Consider the following 18418-nt stretch of genomic DNA (forward strand, 5'->3'; position numbering starts at 1 on the left):
GCTTATTTGCCAGAAGGAGAACCTTTTACAAATGCACAAATAATTTCTAATATAACAAATGGAGTTGTACCCTTATCTGGATTAACATCATTAACAACTTATAATGTTTTTGTTAGGGAAAAGTGTGCTAATACAACAGAATGGTCGGTAGTACCTTATAGTTTTACTACTCCAGGAATTGTTTATGTTAATGAAAATGCAACTGGAGCAAATACAGGGCTTAATTGGGGAGACGCTTTTAACTCTCTAACAGATGCATTAGCTTTTGCACCAAGCAAATCTGAAATTTGGATAGCTACAGGAACTTATAAACCAAATTCAGGAGATAGAGAAAATACATTTGCAGTAGTTAACGATGATGTTAAGATTTATGGTGGTTTTACAGGAAGTGAAACAAGCATTAATCAACGTAACTTTTACAACAATATAACAATGCTATCTGGAGATATTAATGGTAACGATACAGGAGTTGATTTTGTTGGAAATGGACGAGGAGAAAATGTTTATCATGTAATTACCATTTCAGGAGAACGAGTTATTGTAGATGGTATCGTAGTTTCTGGAGGGCAATCAGATGCAAGTTCAGGAGATAACCGTTTTGGTGGAGGAATTAGAAAACAAGATAACGTTTTAGAACTAACAATAAGAAATAGTATTTTCGAAAACAATGTTGCCGTTGGTGCAGGAGGTATTTATGCAAAATTTATGGCAGGAGGTCAGTTACTTGTTGAAAACTCAATATTTAGAAACAATGTAGTAACCTACGCAGGAGGAGTATATACTATAAACTCAACATCGGGAGCCTATACTGTAAATTTAAGTAATAGTTTATTCCATAATAATATAACAAAAGATCGCTCTGGTACTGCATTAGGATTTACAGGAAGCGGTGCTTGGTTAAGAGCAAATACAACTAGTAGTAGTATAGTATCTACAGTAACTAACTGTACTTTTGTTAATAATACAGATATAGGGACACAGCCCTCTGCAGAAAGGGGAGTATTAGGCCTATCTAGAGGTGGAAATTGTTCTCATAATTTTACGGGAGTTAATAATATTTTCTATCATAATCAAGATGCTAACGGAGATGCAGTTAGAACCTTAAACCAAGGACATTCTAATTTCGCAACGACATTAAATGTTAGAAATTCTATAGCTCAAGACGGTTTTTCAAAAGTTAATACCTCTAGTCAAACCAATACAAGTAGTAGTAATCCCTTGTTTTCAGATTATTTAAATAATGATTTTACACTTCAAGGGAGTTCTCCTGCAAGAGATAGTGGTGATAATGCTTATGTAACTCTTACCGAAGATTTAGCTGGTAACCCACGAATTGTTAATACAACTGTAGATATGGGAGTATATGAAAAAGTATTAGTTTGTGGTGAAATTTCGAATATACAATCAACAGAAAATACTTTAGTAGCAGATGAGACTACAATAACTTGGAATCACGCATTTAATAATTCTGGACCATACGATTTATCATATACTTTAGTGGGAGAGCCTATAGCAAGTGGAACAACTATAACTAATATTACAAATGAAATATATACCCTTTCAGGGTTGACTTTAAATACATTTTACGACATCTATATTCGTACATACTGTAATGGTATACCAACAGCATACGTTAAAAAAACAATAGGATTTAAAACACCAATTTTTGTTAATAGCACTGCTACTGGAAATAATGATGGAAGCTCTTGGGTAGATGCATATACTTCTCTCCAGACTGCATTATCTGTAGCTCAAGATGATGAGGAAATATGGGTAGCATCTGGCGTTTATAAACCACATGCATCAAATAGAGATGTAAGTTTTAATATTACGCAACAAAACCTTAAAATATATGGAGGATTCGCTGGCACAGAATTGCAATTATCTCAACGCTTATATGGAGCTAATGAAACAATACTATCGGGAGACTTAGCTAATAATGACGTTAACCTAGCTAGTTATGTAGACAATTACTCAAATACAACTAGAAATACAGATAATAGTTACCATATTGTTACAATTTCTGCAACAGGAAATAACTTACTATTAGATGGTTTAACAATAAAGGATGCTCACAATAATAAAAGTGCTACAGAGCGAGGTGGCGCGATTGTAAAAGATAAAACAGTTGCCGACTTAACCTTAAATAACTGTATTGTTAAAGATAATGTAAGTAGAAATGATAATGCGGGTCTTGTTTGCGAATATGAGTTAAATAATACTAGTGGAGCAAGAGGTAATTTAATTATTACAAATAGTCGATTTAGTAATAATATGTCACGTTGGGCAAGTGGTATTTATAGTTTTGTAAGGGGGAATACTAATGTAGATATTGTTGTAGAAAACTGTTTGTTCTCTAAAAATATAGCAGCAAACCTAAATAATACAGGAGCTACAGGGTTAAGCGGAAGTGCGTCATGGTTTAGAATTATAGCTAATGGATCTAATGTTACCCTTAAAATAAATAACAATACTTATGTAGATAATTTAGATACAGGAACTAATCAAAATTTAAGTAATAATACTAGAGCTCCATTAGCCATAAGTAGAAATACTCAAATAACAAGTCCGATGACTGCGGAAGTTTCTAATTGTATTTTTTGGAATAATAAAGGGGCTAGTAATGCTAATGTTAGAGCAATTTCAGATTTGTATTTAGTGCCAATTTTAAGTTTAGATGTCTACAACTCTCTAGATGCTTTAAATTTTGTAGAAGGTAGTATTACAAGTTCAGTAAATACAGTAACATCGAACCCTATGTTTAATGATGCTATTAATGGCGATTATACACTATCCCCAACTTCACCAGCCCTAAATGCAGGAGATAATACCTATACAACACAACCAACCGATCTTTTAAATAACTCAAGAGTTTCCGGAGGTGTAATTGATATGGGAGCTTACGAATTACCAGTAAATTGTGGAGACATATCTAATATTACATTAGAAAAAATACCATCAGTTACAAATTCTGCAACACTATCATGGCAGCACCCATTTAATAATTCGGGACCTTTTGATTTAGTGTATGTTGAAAGTGGAGAACCAATAGCTAATGGTACCGTAGTTAATAATATTACAACAAATACTTATACAATAACAAACATACTTCCAGAATCAGCCTACGATTACTATATAAGAACTAACTGTTCGGGTAGCCCAACAACTTATGAGATGGAAACTATAACCTTATCACCTCCAGTTTATGTTAACTTAAACGCAACAGGATTAAACGATGGTACATCTTGGGTAAATGCTTATACCGATTTACAAACGGCTCTATCATCAGTTCAAGGAGGAGAATCTATATGGATAGCAGCTGGAACATATTATCCTACTAGCACGGGAGATAGAAATGCAAGATTCTTAATTAATAAAAACGATATATCACTTAAAGGAGGATTCGCTGGTAATGAAATAAAGACTACAGATCGTATTTTTGGAGCAAACGAGACTATTTTATCTGGAGATTTAAACAATAACGATGTAAATACTCTCGATTTTATATCCAACTATTCTAATACTACAAGAAATGGAGATAATAGCTATCATGTAGTCTTTATAGGTTTCGATGGAGAAAATGCATTATTAGAGCGTTTAACAATTAGTGGCGCACATAATAACTTAAATGCATCAGAACAAGGAGGAGCAATTGTTAAGTTCAAAACAGTTAATAAATTAGACGTAAAAGACTGTATTATAGAGAATAATGTAAGTAGAAATGCGTGCGCAGCAGTATTTGCAGAATTTGATCTTAATAATACAGCAGGAATACGAGGAGGATTAAATATTGAAAACTGCGTGATTAAAAACAATATGTCTCGTTGGGGAACAGGAGTTTACACTTATGCAAGAGACAATACTAATATAGATGTAAATATAGTAAACAACTTATTTCAAAGAAATATAGCTGGCGATTTAAATACATCTACAGCAAGAGGATTAAGTGGAAGTGCTGCTTGGGTTAGAATGTTAGGTAATACAGCAGATTTAAACTTAAAAGTAATAAACAATACCTTTGTTAATAATATAGACGAAGGAACCAACAATTCATTAAATAACGCTACAAGAGCAACATTTGCTATAAGTGCAAATAGTGGATTAACAGGCACGTTAAATACAGATGTAGCTAATAGTATTTTTTGGGGTAACACAACTGTAGGTGGGAATATAACGAAATCAATCTCTCCATTATATCTATTAGCAGGAAACTCATTAGAAGTATTTAATTCTATCGACCAGGCTGGTTTTAACGATGCAAGTATAACAAATACAACAAATACAAGTAGTTTAGATCCATTATTTAATAGTGTAATAACTGGAGATTATTCTTTATCATCCAGCTCTCCTGGATTAAATAGTGGAGATAATAGCTTTGTAACGGTAATAACAGATTTGTCTAATAACTCTAGAATTATTAATACAACAGTAGATATGGGGGCTTATGAGTTTTTAGGCTCAATTTCTCTAATGCCAAAAGCATTTTTACAAGGTGCAATGTTAGGATCTGGAGCTTCTATAATGAGAGATGATTTAAGAACAAATAACTATATACCTACAACATCTCCATATGTAGATGCAGCAACCTGTAACAGTTCTGTTTTTGCAGTAACAGGAAATGATGCTATAGTAGATTGGGTACTTATAGAGTTAAGAGATGCAACAACTAATACAACAATTGTAGCTTCTCAATCAGCATTAATTCAAAGAGATGGAGATGTAGTAGCAGTAGATGGCGTGTCTCCAGTAATCTTTAATGTACCAAATGGAAGTTACTTTGTTGTTGTAAAACATAGAAATCATTTAGGGATAATGACAGCAAATACAGTATCGCTAAACCAAACAACAACTATAGTCGATTTTACTAATGCAAATGCACCTATTACCTTTGGTACAGATGCGCAAACCACTTTTGGTATGCCCTCTGGTCTAGCAGGAATGTGGGCAGGAGATACAGGAAGAGATGGTAGATTAAATTACTTAGGAGGACAGTCCGATGTGCCAGCAATTAGGGCTCAGGTATTTAATGACCCAGCTAATTCCATATTTGGTGGACCTCCAGTAGCAACCTATGGTTCTTTAGGATATTACGATACAGATGTAAATATGGATGGAGCAACTTACTATTCTGGAGCATCAAGTGATGTGTTGTCTATTAGAAATAATATATTTAATAACCCGTCTAACTCTGTATTTGGTGGACCTCCAGTAGCAACCTATATTTTTACACAACAGTTACCAGAAGGAGCAAATTAATTAATGACATATTTTTTTAAACGGTAGTTTGTGGTTTTAATTATTGTTTATAATCCCGTTAAAGTATAAACTTTTTCGGGATTTTTTTGCTTTAGAAACCCATAATAGTATTTCAGAAACTAAAGAGAAACTCAGTATAAATAAGTCATTTCTTTTGTAGATATCTTAAAACGCTATAGATGAGTAATACACTATCCATAACAAAAACCACTTTTTTATCTACAGATTTATCTATTGCTAAAAAAGACTCCTTTAAACATAAAGCAGCAACACTTATTTTAGAGAAAGCTAAAGAAATCTCATTACAACTAGGTATTGTAGATGAAACCCTATACCGAGATCATACTACCATGACTAATTACTTATATGTTAATGGAGCAATACAAAAAATGGTAAATGTTTTGGTTACATATGATGCACTATATTTTTTAGATGACTTTTTTGGAGAAGATACAGTTAAAGGTGAGGCTGCTAATTTAGAAACTATTTTAGCATTATGGGAAGGAGAAAAAGTAGAAACAATTTGTAAAAATGATAAACTAGAAAAATTATACCAAGCTATAATTTACATTAGTAAAACAATAAGAGAAAATAGCCCTAGTAGTTTTTTTACTAAATACACAAAATCTGTTAAAGAACATTTATACTATGCATTAAAAGCACCAGTATACAAAACAGTTAACGACTATATAAAAATCCGTTTATATACATCAGGTATGATTCCAGTAATAGACCTAATGGAGTATGTAAATGATAATTATGTTCTAGAACATATAAAAAAAGAAGTCCCGCTTTTAGAGCCATTAGAGCAAACATGTGCACTAATTGGTGGCTTGGCTAACGATTTGTTTTCGTATGCTAAAGAAAAGCACAGTAACTATAATTTAATAAATGCATATTTAACTACAGGAGAAGCCAATACGCTAGAAGAAGCAATATTAAAATCTATAAACCTAGTTAATAAACTATCAGAAGAATTTGAATCGAATATGCTACAGATTAAAAAAGAAATACAATTTCTAAACCCTGCAAATAAATCCATTATAGAAAAACATTTACAAGGATTAGATGTTGTTGTCTCGGCCAGTTACCATTGGCAAATTAATACAAAACGGTATAAACATTCTGAAGCCATTTTTGAAGACTTAAAATTATAACAAACGAGTATAACTAATGAGAACCTCTTTATTTATTAATTGTATTTTGGCATTTACCCTTACAATTTCTAGTATATATAGCCAGAATTTCACAGAAGAAACAAACACACCTTTTATGGGTGTAAATGGATTAAAATCAATCCAATTAGGAGATGTAGATGATGATGGAGATTTAGATTTAATAGGGATTTCTGGAGGAACAACAGCTAGACTGTTTAAAAATAATGGAGTTGGTACTTACATAGAAGAACAAAATGGGTTTATTAATGACCCAGTAGAGAATATAAGATTTGTAGATATTGAAGGAGACAATGATTTAGATGTTTTTGTTATTAGAAATATAAGTACTACAGGAATAGATAGAGTGTATGATATCTATGAAAATAATGGAGCAGGTGGTTTTACAAAACATCAAATAAGTGGCATAACAACTAACTTTAATAATGTAAACTCTGCACTTCAATTTGCTTTTGGAGATGTAGATGGGGATAATGATATGGATATGACCATATCTGGACTAACAACACAATTCTCTGCAAAAATATGGCGGTATGATGGAAACTATACTTATTCTCAATTATTTTCAGGGATATTACAAGCCGTGGATGGAAAAACAGAGTTTGCCGATTTAGATAATGATGGAGACCAAGACTTACTTGTAATTGGGCAAAACCTTAATGGAGCAGTTTATCATAAATATTTTAATTCAGGAACAGGAACCTTTACCCTTGGAAACGTTGATAGTTTAGAAGGTGCTTTCTTTGGAGATTTCGATTTAGGTGATGTAGATGGAGATGGCGATTTAGATGCCGTTCAAGTAGGTTCTAATCGTTCTACAGGAGTAATGGCAACTCACCGCAATAATGGCGCTGGTCATTACTCTTCTTACTTTGGAGTTCCAGCAGCAAATTACACCGTGTTTTCAACAGTTAAATTTGCAGATTTTGATAATGATGGAGATATTGATATTGTGGGGGCATGCATGAGTGCAACTCCAGATATGAATATCTTTTTAAACTCAGGAACAGGACAGTTGTCCCCAATGAACGGGCAACCTTTTGGAACTGTTAATTTTAGACCAGAAATTCAAGTAGGAGATATAGATGGAGATACAGATATGGATATTGTACTTACGTATCAAATTTCAGGGGTAAATATGTACACTACCAAAATCTTTAAAAATAATATTGCTACATTATCTATAGAGGAAAACGTAATAGAAAACATAGCATTATATCCAAACCCTACAAATTCCATTTTAAACATAAAGACCTCTTTAGTAATTAAAGAAGTAAGTATTTATTCATTATTAGGAGAGCCCCTTTTCAAAACAAAATTAAAAACAATAGATGTTTCAAACTTACAAGACGGTCTGTATATACTTAAAGTTGAAACAGAAAATAAACTTAGTCAAGCCTTTCAATTTATTAAACACTAAATTATAACAACTATGAAATTATTAATGATTACCGTAAGCTTACTTATTGTAAGTTTTACTTCGGAAACAGCAACAACTACCATTGAAACACAACCATATTCTGAAACTATAGGAAGTAGTTTTTCTTTAGTAAACGATACAAAAGAGAAAGTCTCTATACATACAGGAAGCGGCTTTGTAAGTTTAAACAAGGGCTCTAAAACAAGTGTTTCTTGTAATGTAGGGAAAGAAGTGCGTTGGGCTAATAAAGGCAAAAAAGGAGACGTGATTTTTAAAATAGCATCTAAACATTGCGGTAAAACAATTAAACTGTCTAAACTAATAGATTAAAACTTTAAACCTATGAGAATTTTAAAACCCCTAATATTATGCCTTACAATTATTCTTTTTACTAATTGTAATAATGATGATGATTCGCAAAATCAAAATGATGCATCATCTACAGTTGAATTACAAAAAGATAGAGAGGCATTAATAGAGATTTATAATGCAAATACTAGTAATACATTAACATGGGATATAAGCTCTACCAATTTATCAACTTGGGAAGGTATTGTAGTTGAAAATAATAGAGTCGCAGTTTTAAATATTGGAAATAAAAATATAGAAACTTTACCAGAAACTGCTTTACAACAGCTTACAGCCTTACGTAATTTAACGGCTAATGATAATACCCTTACACTTGTAAATATTAGTTATAATATTAATTTAAAGAGTTTGCAGCTATTTAACAATCAGTTAGATGCTATAAGTCTTTCTACTAATACTTTATTAGAGCAAGTACTAGTAGAAAATAACAATATTGAAAGTTTAGATGTTAGTATGTTATCAAATCTAATAGACTTAAAAGCTAAACAAAATAACTTGACAAATACTATAAATATCGCAAACGGAAATAATAGCAATATGTGGCGTATGGAAGTGGGTATTAATCCAAATTTATCTTGCATACAAGTCGATGTTGGTGCTACAAACGGTTATAATGGTTGGTTAAAAGATTCTAATATGATATATAGTACAAGTTGTATGTAGAACTTCAAAAATAGTCGCTTTTAAGAAGGAGAATTCTATATAGGGTTCTCTTTTTTTATTTATAAACTACAGGTATAATCTCTCCTTTAGCTAAGCAATACTTTTCTACATCATTTTCCTTAAGAGTTGAGGTGTAATCAACCTCTTCAACAGTGAAACCAATACCACGTAATTTGTCAAAGTAATCCCTGCCATAAATACGAACATGATCGTATTGTCCAAAAATTGCAGCACGTTCTTTCTTGTCAGTAATAGAATCATCCTCGAAAGTCATTTCACGATTTAAATCTTGTGGAATTTGAAAAATTCCCATACCGCCAACTTTAAGTACACGATATAATTCCTGCATCGCTTTAGTGTCATCTGGAATATGTTCTAAAACATGATTACAAAGAATAATGTCATAACTATTATCTTCAAAAGGTAAATTACAGATGTCTGCTTTAACATCTGCTAAAGGCGATAGTAAATCGGTAGTAGTGTAATCAAGGTGTTTTAATTGTTTAAATCGTTTATAAAAAGCTTGTTCTGGTGCAAAATGAAGCACTTTCTTTTTAGCAGAAAAAAAATCAGTTTCATTTTTTAAATATAGCCATAATAGTCTGTGGCGTTCTAATGATAGCGTAGAAGGAGATAATACATTGTTACGTTGGTTGCCATAACCATATGGTAGAAATGTTTTAAAACTTTTACCATCTATAGGATCTGTAAATTGTTTTCCTCTTAAAAAAAAAGCTAATAAGGGGCGAGCAACATAACTTAACCTAATTAATAAAGGCCTTGGAATAGTATTTAATATGAATTTGAAAAGTTTTTTTAACACGAATTTTACGAATTTTCACTAATAACTAAAGCCCTATTCTTTTATGTTTTAAGCTATTTTCTCCAAAATTAACTAAAATACTTAGTTGTAGTTTTGAATGCTACTAAATAATTTAAAGTTTGTTTTACATGAGTTGATGGTAAATACAAAACTGCTTTTATTTCTAAAATAATTTTATTGAAGATGGCAAAGCCTACTTTATAATGTATTGAAAATATTTTTGATTATAGTACTAAAGCTTTCTGTCTAAATTCATCCTCTTCGTTAGATTTTATACCTAAGGCGTCATATATATAAGCGAAAGTAGATAATAATTCTGGTTTACCATCTAAAATAGCAACATCATGTTCAAAATGCGCACTAGGTTTACCATCTAAAGTTGTAATAGTCCAACCGTCTTTATGGTGTTTAATACGTTGCGTTCCCATATTTATCATAGGCTCTATAGCAACGACCATACCTTCTATAAATTTTTTACCACGACCACGTTTTCCGTAGTTAGGCATTTCTGGATCTTCGTGCATAACACGACCTAAACCATGACCGACTAATTCTCGTACAACACCATAACCATGATCTTCGCAATATTTTTGTATAGCATAACCAACATCGCCAACACGTTTGCCTACTCTTAACTCTTTAATACCAACATAAAGAGATTCTTTAGTTACTTGTAATAATTTTTCTGTGTCTGCATCTATTTCACCAACAGGAAAGGTATAAGCATGATCTCCATAAAAGCCATGTTTAATAGCGCCACAATCTATAGAAATAATATCGCCTTCAACCAAAGGCGTGTTATTGGGTATACCATGTACTACTTGAGCATTAGGACTCATACATAATGTATTAGGGAAATCGTACAACCCTAAAAAACCAGGTATGGCACCTTGGTCTCTAATACATTCTTCCGCAAGTTTATCTAATTCTAAAGTGGTTATTCCAGGGGTAACAGCTTTAGCAATCTCACCTAAAGTTTTAGAAACTACTAAAGCAGCTTCTCTCATTAACTCTATTTCTTCTCTTGTTTTTGCAATTATCATAAACCTTCTATTTAAAAACGGAAAAATCCTTTTTTCTTCTTTTGTTTTGGTAGCTGAGGGGTTTCTTTAGTTAGCATTTGGTATATTTCTCCCCAACCTAAAATACCACCAATATTTCTATCGTCTATAAATAAATCTGCATGAATTTTACGGCTAACACCTTCTACAGAATGCTCTTCTGGAAAACTTTTGTTTACAGCATAAAACTCAATGCCATTAGCTTTACAAAATGCTACAGCTTCATCTAATTTTTTACCATGGCGATAAGTCCATAATATTAAGCGATGCCCATCTGCCTGTAAACGTTTTAATGTTTCGAAAGCAAATAATCTTGGGTCTCCAATACCTGGGTAACCATCTTCTACAATGGTGCCATCGAAGTCTACAGCTATTATAAGTCCTTTAGAAATATTCATTTAAATAGTAAAATAGAATGCAAAAATACAATTTTTATTACGGTAATTTTAATACAGTAATAGTGTTAGTTATTAAATTAAAGCTTCTTGTGTCATTGCTTTAGGTTTTTGAATACCAATAAGCTTTAAAATAGTAGGTGCTACATCTCCTAAAATACCATCTTTAATGGTGTTTAAATCTTTGTCTATTAATATAACAGGAACAGGGTTTGTAGTGTGTGCAGTGTGTGGAGAACCATCTGGGTTAACCATAGTTTCACAGTTACCATGATCTGCAATTAATAAAGTGGTATAACCATTATTTAGAGCAGTTGTAACAACTTTGTTTACACAATTGTCTACAGCTTCACACGCTTTTATTGCTGCTTCCATAGAGCCAGTATGGCCTACCATATCTCCATTAGCAAAATTTAAACACACAAAATCTACATCTCCTTTTTCTAATTCAGGGACTAAGGCATCCGTAAGCTCGTAAGCACTCATTTCTGGTTTTAAATCGTAAGTAGCTACCTTGGGAGAGTTTTTAAGTATTCTTGATTCCCCTTCAAATGTAGTTTCTCTCCCTCCAGAAAAGAAAAAAGTAACATGAGGATATTTTTCGGTTTCTGCTATTCTAATTTGTGTTTTACTGTGCTGCTCTAATACTTCACCTAAAGTTTCGGTAATATTATCTTTATTAAAAATAACGTTGATGTCTTTAAAAGTCTCATCGTAATTAGTCATAGTTACATAATACAAGTTTAATTTTTTCATATTATATTCTGCAAAATCTCGTTGAGATAAAGCATCCGTTAATTCACGACCACGATCTGTTCTAAAATTAAAAAAGATGACAACATCTCCTTCTTGTAGTGTAGCAGTTGGTTGTCCTTCTGAATTAGACTTTATAATAGGTTTTATAAACTCATCAGTAATATTGTTATTGTAATTTTGTTGAATACTATCTAATATATTAGAAGACGAGTCTCCTATTCCATTAACAATAGCATCATACGCTAACTTTACGCGCTCCCAGCGATTGTCTCTATCCATAGCGTAATAGCGTCCGGTTACCGAAGCAATTTCAATATTTTTACCTTCAATGTGTTGCTGTAAATCTTTAATAAAAGCTTTACCAGATTTGGGGTCTACATCTCTGCCATCTGTAAAAGCATGAATATATGCTTTTTCTACGCCACTATTATTAGAAGCATCTACTAGTGCTTTTATATGATTAATATGTGAGTGTACACCACCATTACTAACTAAACCTAAAAAATGAACAGGTTTATTGTTGTTTTTTGCATACTTAAATGCGTCTATTAAAACTTGTTCTTTATAAAGCGTGTTACGCTCTACTGCTAAATTAATCTTTGCTAAATCTTGATAAACAATACGGCCAGCACCTAAATTCATGTGGCCAACTTCGCTATTTCCCATTTGCCCTTCTGGTAAGCCTACATGTAAGCCATCTGTTCTAAGTTGTGCATGCGCGTACTTAGTATATAAGCTATCAATAAATGGTGTTTGTGCATTATCTATTGCAGATACTTTTGGGTCTGGAGATTTACCCCAGCCATCGAGTATCATTAAAATGACTTTTTTGTTCATTACTATATATTTAGGACAACAAAGATATAAAACTAAACTCCTGAAATTATAGTGATTTTGCATATAAAATAACGAAATCGTTTTAGCCTAATTAATTATGAAATATAAAAGTAGAGAGAGATTTTTACTAAAAAGGAAAAAATAATATGATTTTGTGTTATTGTTAACATATTAGCTAGTAATAGTTAAAGAAATGTTATTTGCAAAAAAACACGTAACGTTTAAAAACTATCGTCGTCTCTTATATATAATCAAAAAACAAAAATCATTAATTAAAATCTTTCATCATGAAAAAAACAATCATTATCGCAGCAGCTTTTGTATTCTCTTTAACTAGTGTAAATGCAATGACAACAGCAGAAACAACTCCAACAACTTTTAAAACACAACCAACTTATAATGTTAGTGCATTTTGTGTAGCTGTAGTAAAAGGAGACGTTGCCACTGTAAAAAAGCTTATAGAATTAGGAGAAGACGTAAATAAGATGTCTAAAGGAATGACACCAGCAATGTATGCGGCAAAATACAATAGAGTAGAGGTACTAAAGTTGTTGATAGCAGAAGGCGCAAATTTAAAAAAACGCTCTGCAAAAGGAAAAACGGCTAAACAGTATGCTAAATTGACAAATGCAGAAGCAACATATGCGCTTATAGACAATACTTTAAAAAATAAAAAGTAAGTTTATATTAGGACGGTACAGAAATAGTAAATAAAAAGCCTTGCAATTTGCAAGGCTTTTTTTTAGTTATTACTATACTTCTGTATAGATTCTCTTATATGCTCTATCCTATTATCTGGATCGGGATGCGAACTTTGAAACTCTGGAACTCTATTAGGTCCAGCGGCAGCTTTTAATATTTGCATTACACCAATCATTTCTTCAGGGTTGTAACCTGCTTTAATCATAAATTTAACTCCAAGATCATCACTTTCTAATTCATCGCCACGACCATTTTTAAGTAATGTTCCGTTTCCTATTTGGGACACTAAGCCTCCCATATCTCCACCAACACTTCCTGCGGTACTTAAACCTTGCCATAACTCACTATTAGCAATACGTTCTGCTGAGTGTCTCCCTAAAACATGACCAATTTCGTGTCCTAGAACACCAGCAAGCTGATCTTCGTTTTTTAGTTGAGCAAATAAAGCATAAGTAATACAGATTTGCCCTCCTGGTAGTGCAAATGCATTAATGGTTCTTTGGTCTGCTAGTAAATGAAAATCGTATCGGTAAGGTGTGTCTTTAGCAATACTATTGTTTACTAGCTTATTACCCACATTGTCTACTAAAGTTTGATAGCTTTGATTTGGATGTAAACCGCCATGCTGTTGAGTCATTTGCCCAATACTAGCTAACCCCATTTTAATTTCTTCTTGAGGAGTCATAGAAATAGCTTGCCTTTTATTGGTATATGGGTTGGTCTCCATTTTACTATAATGCTTTATTAAAAAAAACGCAGCTACAGCAACACCTATTAATAGTCTGCCTTTAAATCCTCTACTTTTTCTTCTCATAATTCGTTAGTTTAATTCTTTAAAACTTTCAATTTACAAAAGTTCTGGGTTAATGTCTAAAATATTTTGTGAGATATAATCATTTATAAAACGATCTGTAAAGGCTTTACTACCTTCTAGTTTATCATTTTTAAGAATGGTTTTTATATCTAGAGATTTGTATTGTTTTAGGTAAGATTGCGAAAGTGGTTTGTAAGTATAATGCCATGGTTCGTATTTAAAGCCTTTTCTATTAGCACGGTTAGTATATACTAAATAGAAGCCATATTTTGTAGCATTAACATCCATCCACTCTTTTAGTTTACAAAAAGGGCCTAAGTTATTAAAATGTTTAGGGTTTAAAAGAGTATTGGGTTGTTTTACATTGGCATCTACAATATCTAAATCGGTTCCCCAATGATGTCTTGAAGTTCCTGGTATTGTAGAGTATTCAATTATTTTTTTTATGCTTTGTGGCGCTGTTAATCCTTGGTTTATGTAACGATTATATTTACGTTTCCATATCCGTTTTTGATGGTCGAAATTACGATAGCTCGAAACTACTTGTATATTTATACCTTCTTTTAAAGCAGCAGCTTTTAATTTTAAAAATGCTAAATGAGCTTCTTTTCTTAGCTTATATCCATTACCATATAGTTTAGGAGACCCTTTTCCCATTAATTCTTGGGTAGACAATTCCTGTTGAGAAAATATTAGTTGAGGTATTAGAATAAAAGCTAATAAACATAAACCTAAGAAGTATTGTAATGTAGACTGTTTCATGGAATTGTATGTAATAGGGATTATAGGTTTTTATACATTACAAAATGTGTTCCAACCTGTGGAATTTTAAAAGAATCCCCAATAATTATATAACCATTTTTTTTGTAAAAAGAAGTTGCAACTTCACGAGCATTAAACCAAATAAGGGTTGCATTTTTTCTTTTTAGTAAAGCTTCTCCATAGGTTATTAGCTGTTCTCCTAGTCTTTTGCCTTGATGTGTTTTTAGTACAGCCATACCTCTTAATTGATAGGGGTTAGTTGTGTTAAAAAGAGAGTTTTCTTGTTTTAAAAAAGTAGCAACGCCTGCTAATTTATTGTTAAAGTATAATCCTAAATGTATTGTGGATTCTAAATCGTCTCCACTAAATTTGCAGTCTTTAATAGGGCGACCAGATCTTAAAACAGGATGCCTTACAGGATATGTTTCTGTAGATGAAATTTGTTTAATAGTAATCTTTGGAGCTTCAATTTTATACAATTTTGCGGGCATACCATCATAATTATCTTCATGTATAAACTGTAAATCACATTTTTCAAGAACTTTATGAGAAGCCAAATTATCTACATGAGCATGGGCATAAATTGTTTTTAATTTAAGAGTGTTAAAGCCATAATGTATTGCGGCTTTTGCACTTTCTGTTGCATAACCTTTGCCCCAATGTTTTTTGTAAAAACGATAACCTACTTCAACAAAAGTATCATCAATAGTGCTCTCTGGGTGGTATTTTAATCCGCACCAACCTAAAAACTCATGTGTAGCTTTGTTGCAAACTGCCCAGCGCCCCATATTATGTAATTTATATTGGTTGTAATTAGATAGAAATACTCTTGCTTCAGCTTCCGAAGAAAAAGCTTTATCACCAGTATATTTTATAACAGCATCGTCTAAATTCATGTTGTAAAAATGAATGGCGTCATCAAGAGAAAATTCACGAAGATAAAGTCTTTTTGTTTGTGTTATGATTTTCATAAAGGAATAAGCTATCCTTCAAAATTAATTAAATTTGTTAAAAAATATACGGAAATGCCTTTTACGTTTAAAATTATTAATCCATCCGAAATTAATTCGATTATACCATTAATCCAAAAATTAACTAATAACGCTAATAGCGAAGCCATTTTAAAAGAACGTTTTGCCGAAATGGTGACTCAAAATTATGAGTGTGCAGGTGTTTTTGATGATGGTAATTTAATAGGTATATCTGGTATGTGGTTTCAAACACGTCATTATGCTGGCAAATCTATGGAAGTAGACCATGTGTATATAGATGATAATTATCGTGGTAAAGGTTTAGGAAAGCAATTTTTTAAATGGTTATATGATTATGCAAAAAGTAAAGGCTGTAATACTTCAGAATTAAATACTTATGTACAAAATTATCCTTCTCATAAATTTTATTATAACGAAGGTTACGAGATTTATGGATATCACTTTTATAAAACCCTTTAATATTACAGAAATTACTTTTTAGAACATGTCTAGTTGTGTTTAGAACATTGTTGTTCTTGCTGGGAGTTATTCAAGTTACTTTTGCTTTAACTTAATCCTACATGAACATGAAACAACAACTACTTTATTTATTATTTTTTTCTAATTTTTTATATGTGTCAGCACAAGTTTTTCCTGATACCTCTTGGGAGTTTCAAGGAGCACATGCAACAAATGGAACTACATTATTTACAACAGTTGGAGCTACTTCTCCAGGTCCTAATCCTGCTGGGTTAGATACAGCTGTACTACCTACTGTTACTGGAAGGTTATCTGCTCCAGTACTTATTGATTTAGATGGAGACAATGATTTAGATATGGTCTCTGGAAGCCAAGACTCTAGCGGGAGATTATATTATTTTGAAAATACAGGAACACCTACTGCTCCAAATTGGGTGCAAACGGCATTGCCAACATTAGATGCTGTAGGTTTTGCACCAGGTGGAAATAATGAGACTAAATGTCAATTTATAGATATAGATGATGATGGAGATTACGATTTATTTTATGGGTCTAAGGTTGATGTTAATGGGGCTAACTTTAACGATATACATTATTACGAGAACACGGGGACTGCAACGACTCCTAATTTTGTAGCATCAACCATTTCAGATATTGCCAACCAAAATGTAGCTAACTTTCCTAGTTTTGGTTTTGTGGATTTAGATAATGATATGGATTTTGATATGGTAACGATGGGAAGCGACTCGCTTGCCTATTTTAAAAATACAGGAACTAAATCTGCTCCAGTTTTTGAGCGCAAATTTCATTTAGAAAACCCATGGGATATGGATGCTGGAACTGGTATTCTAGATAGAAATTGGCCGCATGGAGATGTTTTAACAACAGTGCCAAACTTTATTGATGTTGATGCAGATGGAGATTACGATATGTGTTTTGGAAGAGATGGAGGTATGTTTTCTTGGATAGAAAATATTGGGACGGTTAGTACTCCAGATTTTGGAACTTATAATTTGCAAAATTTTACTGGAGATTTAGGTCTTGCAGATGCAGGTCAATTTTCTTCAATAGCTTTTGGAGATGTAGATGGAGATACCGTTATAGATGCAATAGTTGGTAGTTTTAACCCAGGGTACTTTGCTTGGTTTAAGGGGGTTGGTTCTACACTAGGAATAGAGCAAGAGACAATTGTAGAAAGTAATATTAAAGTAAGTCCAAACCCAGCAAAAGATAACATTCAGTTAAATTTAGGAAATAACAACTATACTAATGCAACACTAGAACTCTATAGCATAACTGGGCAATTATTAGACCGTAAAATATATAAAGAGTTTTCTAACCATTTGGAGTTAGATGTAAGTAACAAACAATCCGGATTATATATATTAAAAATAAGTATAGATAACAATGTAGCTATTATCAAGAAAATAACCATTAGGTAGTTAATTTGAAATCTCCCATCAAATTATTATATCTTAGAGTTAAGGTTTGGCTAATTAATTAGTCAAACCTTTTTTTTATAAATACCCATACATTACTTTTATAACCACTTATTAATAATAGATCAAAAAAACTTAACGTCAATGCTAGATCTTAAAAAAATAGTACTCTTTTACTTTTTAGTATACAGCTGTTCACTGTTCTCTCAAGAAAAACAAACAAAACAAACACATAAAATAGATAGTATAACTCAACTTATAGAAAAGACAAATAATAGAGATACTATTAACTATTATTTAAAACTTAAAAAAGAGATTGCAATTAAAGCTAATGATAAAAAACTATTAGCAGACGTTCTTTATACTCTAGGAAAAGATAGCAATTATGGAGAAAATGAAGCAGTACTTAATTTACAAGAGGCTATAGAGTTATACAAAACATTAAAAGATACAGCTACAGTTAGTAAAGTATATATAGTATTAGCAAGAACATAT

At 32.1% G+C, this 18418-nt stretch carries 17 protein-coding genes; 9 read left to right on the forward strand and 8 right to left on the reverse strand.

Annotated features, from left to right (window positions below; all coding sequences use genetic code 11):
• The 5 genes from ACVC2P_RS01295 to ACVC2P_RS01315 form a co-directional block, all read left to right on the forward strand.
• The coding region (locus ACVC2P_RS01295) for a choice-of-anchor Q domain-containing protein (RefSeq protein ID WP_452596676.1) at positions 1-5256 on the forward strand (5256 nt) is incomplete at its 5' end.
• 179 nt (positions 5257-5435) lie between these two features.
• Entirely contained in the window at positions 5436-6413 is a 978-nt protein-coding gene (locus tag ACVC2P_RS01300) for a terpene synthase family protein (RefSeq protein WP_452596677.1), read from the forward strand.
• A gap of 16 nt (positions 6414-6429) precedes the next feature.
• Entirely contained in the window at positions 6430-7851 is a 1422-nt protein-coding gene (locus ACVC2P_RS01305; RefSeq protein ID WP_452596678.1) for an FG-GAP-like repeat-containing protein, read from the forward strand.
• Between the two features lie 12 nt (positions 7852-7863).
• A complete protein-coding gene (locus ACVC2P_RS01310) occupies positions 7864-8181 on the forward strand; it encodes a hypothetical protein (RefSeq protein ID WP_452596679.1) in 318 nt (105 codons plus the stop codon).
• Positions 8182-8193: 12 nt separating this feature from the next.
• The gene (locus ACVC2P_RS01315) at positions 8194-8883 is read left to right on the forward strand and encodes a hypothetical protein (protein ID WP_452596680.1); all 690 of its coding nucleotides are present in this window, start codon (positions 8194-8196) and stop codon (positions 8881-8883) included.
• A gap of 55 nt (positions 8884-8938) precedes the next feature.
• On the opposite strand, the gene ACVC2P_RS01320 is transcribed toward ACVC2P_RS01315, so the two are convergent.
• The 5 genes from ACVC2P_RS01320 to gpmI form a co-directional block, all read right to left on the reverse strand.
• Entirely contained in the window at positions 8939-9706 is a 768-nt protein-coding gene (locus ACVC2P_RS01320; RefSeq protein WP_452596681.1) for a methyltransferase domain-containing protein, read from the reverse strand.
• A gap of 68 nt (positions 9707-9774) precedes the next feature.
• Positions 9775-9855 carry a hypothetical protein gene (locus ACVC2P_RS01325; protein WP_452596692.1) on the reverse strand — a complete coding sequence of 27 codons (81 nt, stop codon included), beginning with the start codon at positions 9853-9855 and terminating at the stop codon, positions 9775-9777.
• A 75-nt stretch (positions 9856-9930) separates the two neighbouring features.
• Positions 9931-10749 (reverse strand): type I methionyl aminopeptidase, encoded by an 819-nt coding sequence (gene map, locus ACVC2P_RS01330; RefSeq protein WP_452596682.1) that lies wholly within the window; start codon positions 10747-10749, stop codon positions 9931-9933.
• 11 nt (positions 10750-10760) lie between these two features.
• Positions 10761-11165: a BT0820 family HAD-type phosphatase gene (locus tag ACVC2P_RS01335; protein WP_452596683.1), complete on the reverse strand. Its 405-nt coding sequence runs from the start codon at positions 11163-11165 to the stop codon at positions 10761-10763.
• A gap of 72 nt (positions 11166-11237) precedes the next feature.
• Entirely contained in the window at positions 11238-12755 is a 1518-nt protein-coding gene (gpmI, locus tag ACVC2P_RS01340) for a 2,3-bisphosphoglycerate-independent phosphoglycerate mutase (RefSeq protein ID WP_452596684.1), read from the reverse strand.
• Between the two features lie 287 nt (positions 12756-13042).
• Here gpmI and ACVC2P_RS01345 point away from each other — a divergent pair, with 287 nt between their 5' ends.
• On the forward strand, positions 13043-13435 hold the full coding sequence (locus ACVC2P_RS01345; protein ID WP_452596685.1) for an ankyrin repeat domain-containing protein: 393 nt from the start codon (positions 13043-13045) through the stop codon (positions 13433-13435).
• Between the two features lie 62 nt (positions 13436-13497).
• Here ACVC2P_RS01345 and ACVC2P_RS01350 read toward each other — a convergent pair whose 3' ends face one another.
• Genes ACVC2P_RS01350 through ACVC2P_RS01360 form a run of 3 tightly spaced genes read right to left on the reverse strand, consistent with a single transcriptional unit; the run spans position 13498 to position 16004 of the window.
• Positions 13498-14271 carry a M48 family metalloprotease gene (locus ACVC2P_RS01350; protein ID WP_452596686.1) on the reverse strand — a complete coding sequence of 258 codons (774 nt, stop codon included), beginning with the start codon at positions 14269-14271 and terminating at the stop codon, positions 13498-13500.
• Between the two features lie 33 nt (positions 14272-14304).
• Positions 14305-15033, reverse strand: a complete 729-nt coding sequence (locus tag ACVC2P_RS01355) for a M15 family metallopeptidase (RefSeq protein ID WP_452596687.1) — start codon at positions 15031-15033, stop codon at positions 14305-14307.
• A gap of 20 nt (positions 15034-15053) precedes the next feature.
• The gene (locus ACVC2P_RS01360) at positions 15054-16004 is read right to left on the reverse strand and encodes a GNAT family N-acetyltransferase (protein WP_452596688.1); all 951 of its coding nucleotides are present in this window, start codon (positions 16002-16004) and stop codon (positions 15054-15056) included.
• Positions 16005-16058: 54 nt separating this feature from the next.
• Between ACVC2P_RS01360 and ACVC2P_RS01365 the strand changes: the two genes are divergently transcribed.
• The 3 genes from ACVC2P_RS01365 to ACVC2P_RS01375 form a co-directional block, all read left to right on the forward strand.
• On the forward strand, positions 16059-16484 hold the full coding sequence (locus ACVC2P_RS01365; RefSeq protein WP_452596689.1) for a GNAT family N-acetyltransferase: 426 nt from the start codon (positions 16059-16061) through the stop codon (positions 16482-16484).
• 107 nt (positions 16485-16591) lie between these two features.
• Positions 16592-17926 (forward strand): T9SS type A sorting domain-containing protein, encoded by a 1335-nt coding sequence (locus ACVC2P_RS01370; protein ID WP_452596690.1) that lies wholly within the window; start codon positions 16592-16594, stop codon positions 17924-17926.
• A gap of 141 nt (positions 17927-18067) precedes the next feature.
• A partial coding sequence (locus ACVC2P_RS01375; protein WP_452596691.1) for a hypothetical protein occupies positions 18068-18418 on the forward strand: 351 nt, incomplete at its 3' end.

The organism is Pontimicrobium sp. MEBiC01747, assembly GCF_053601635.1.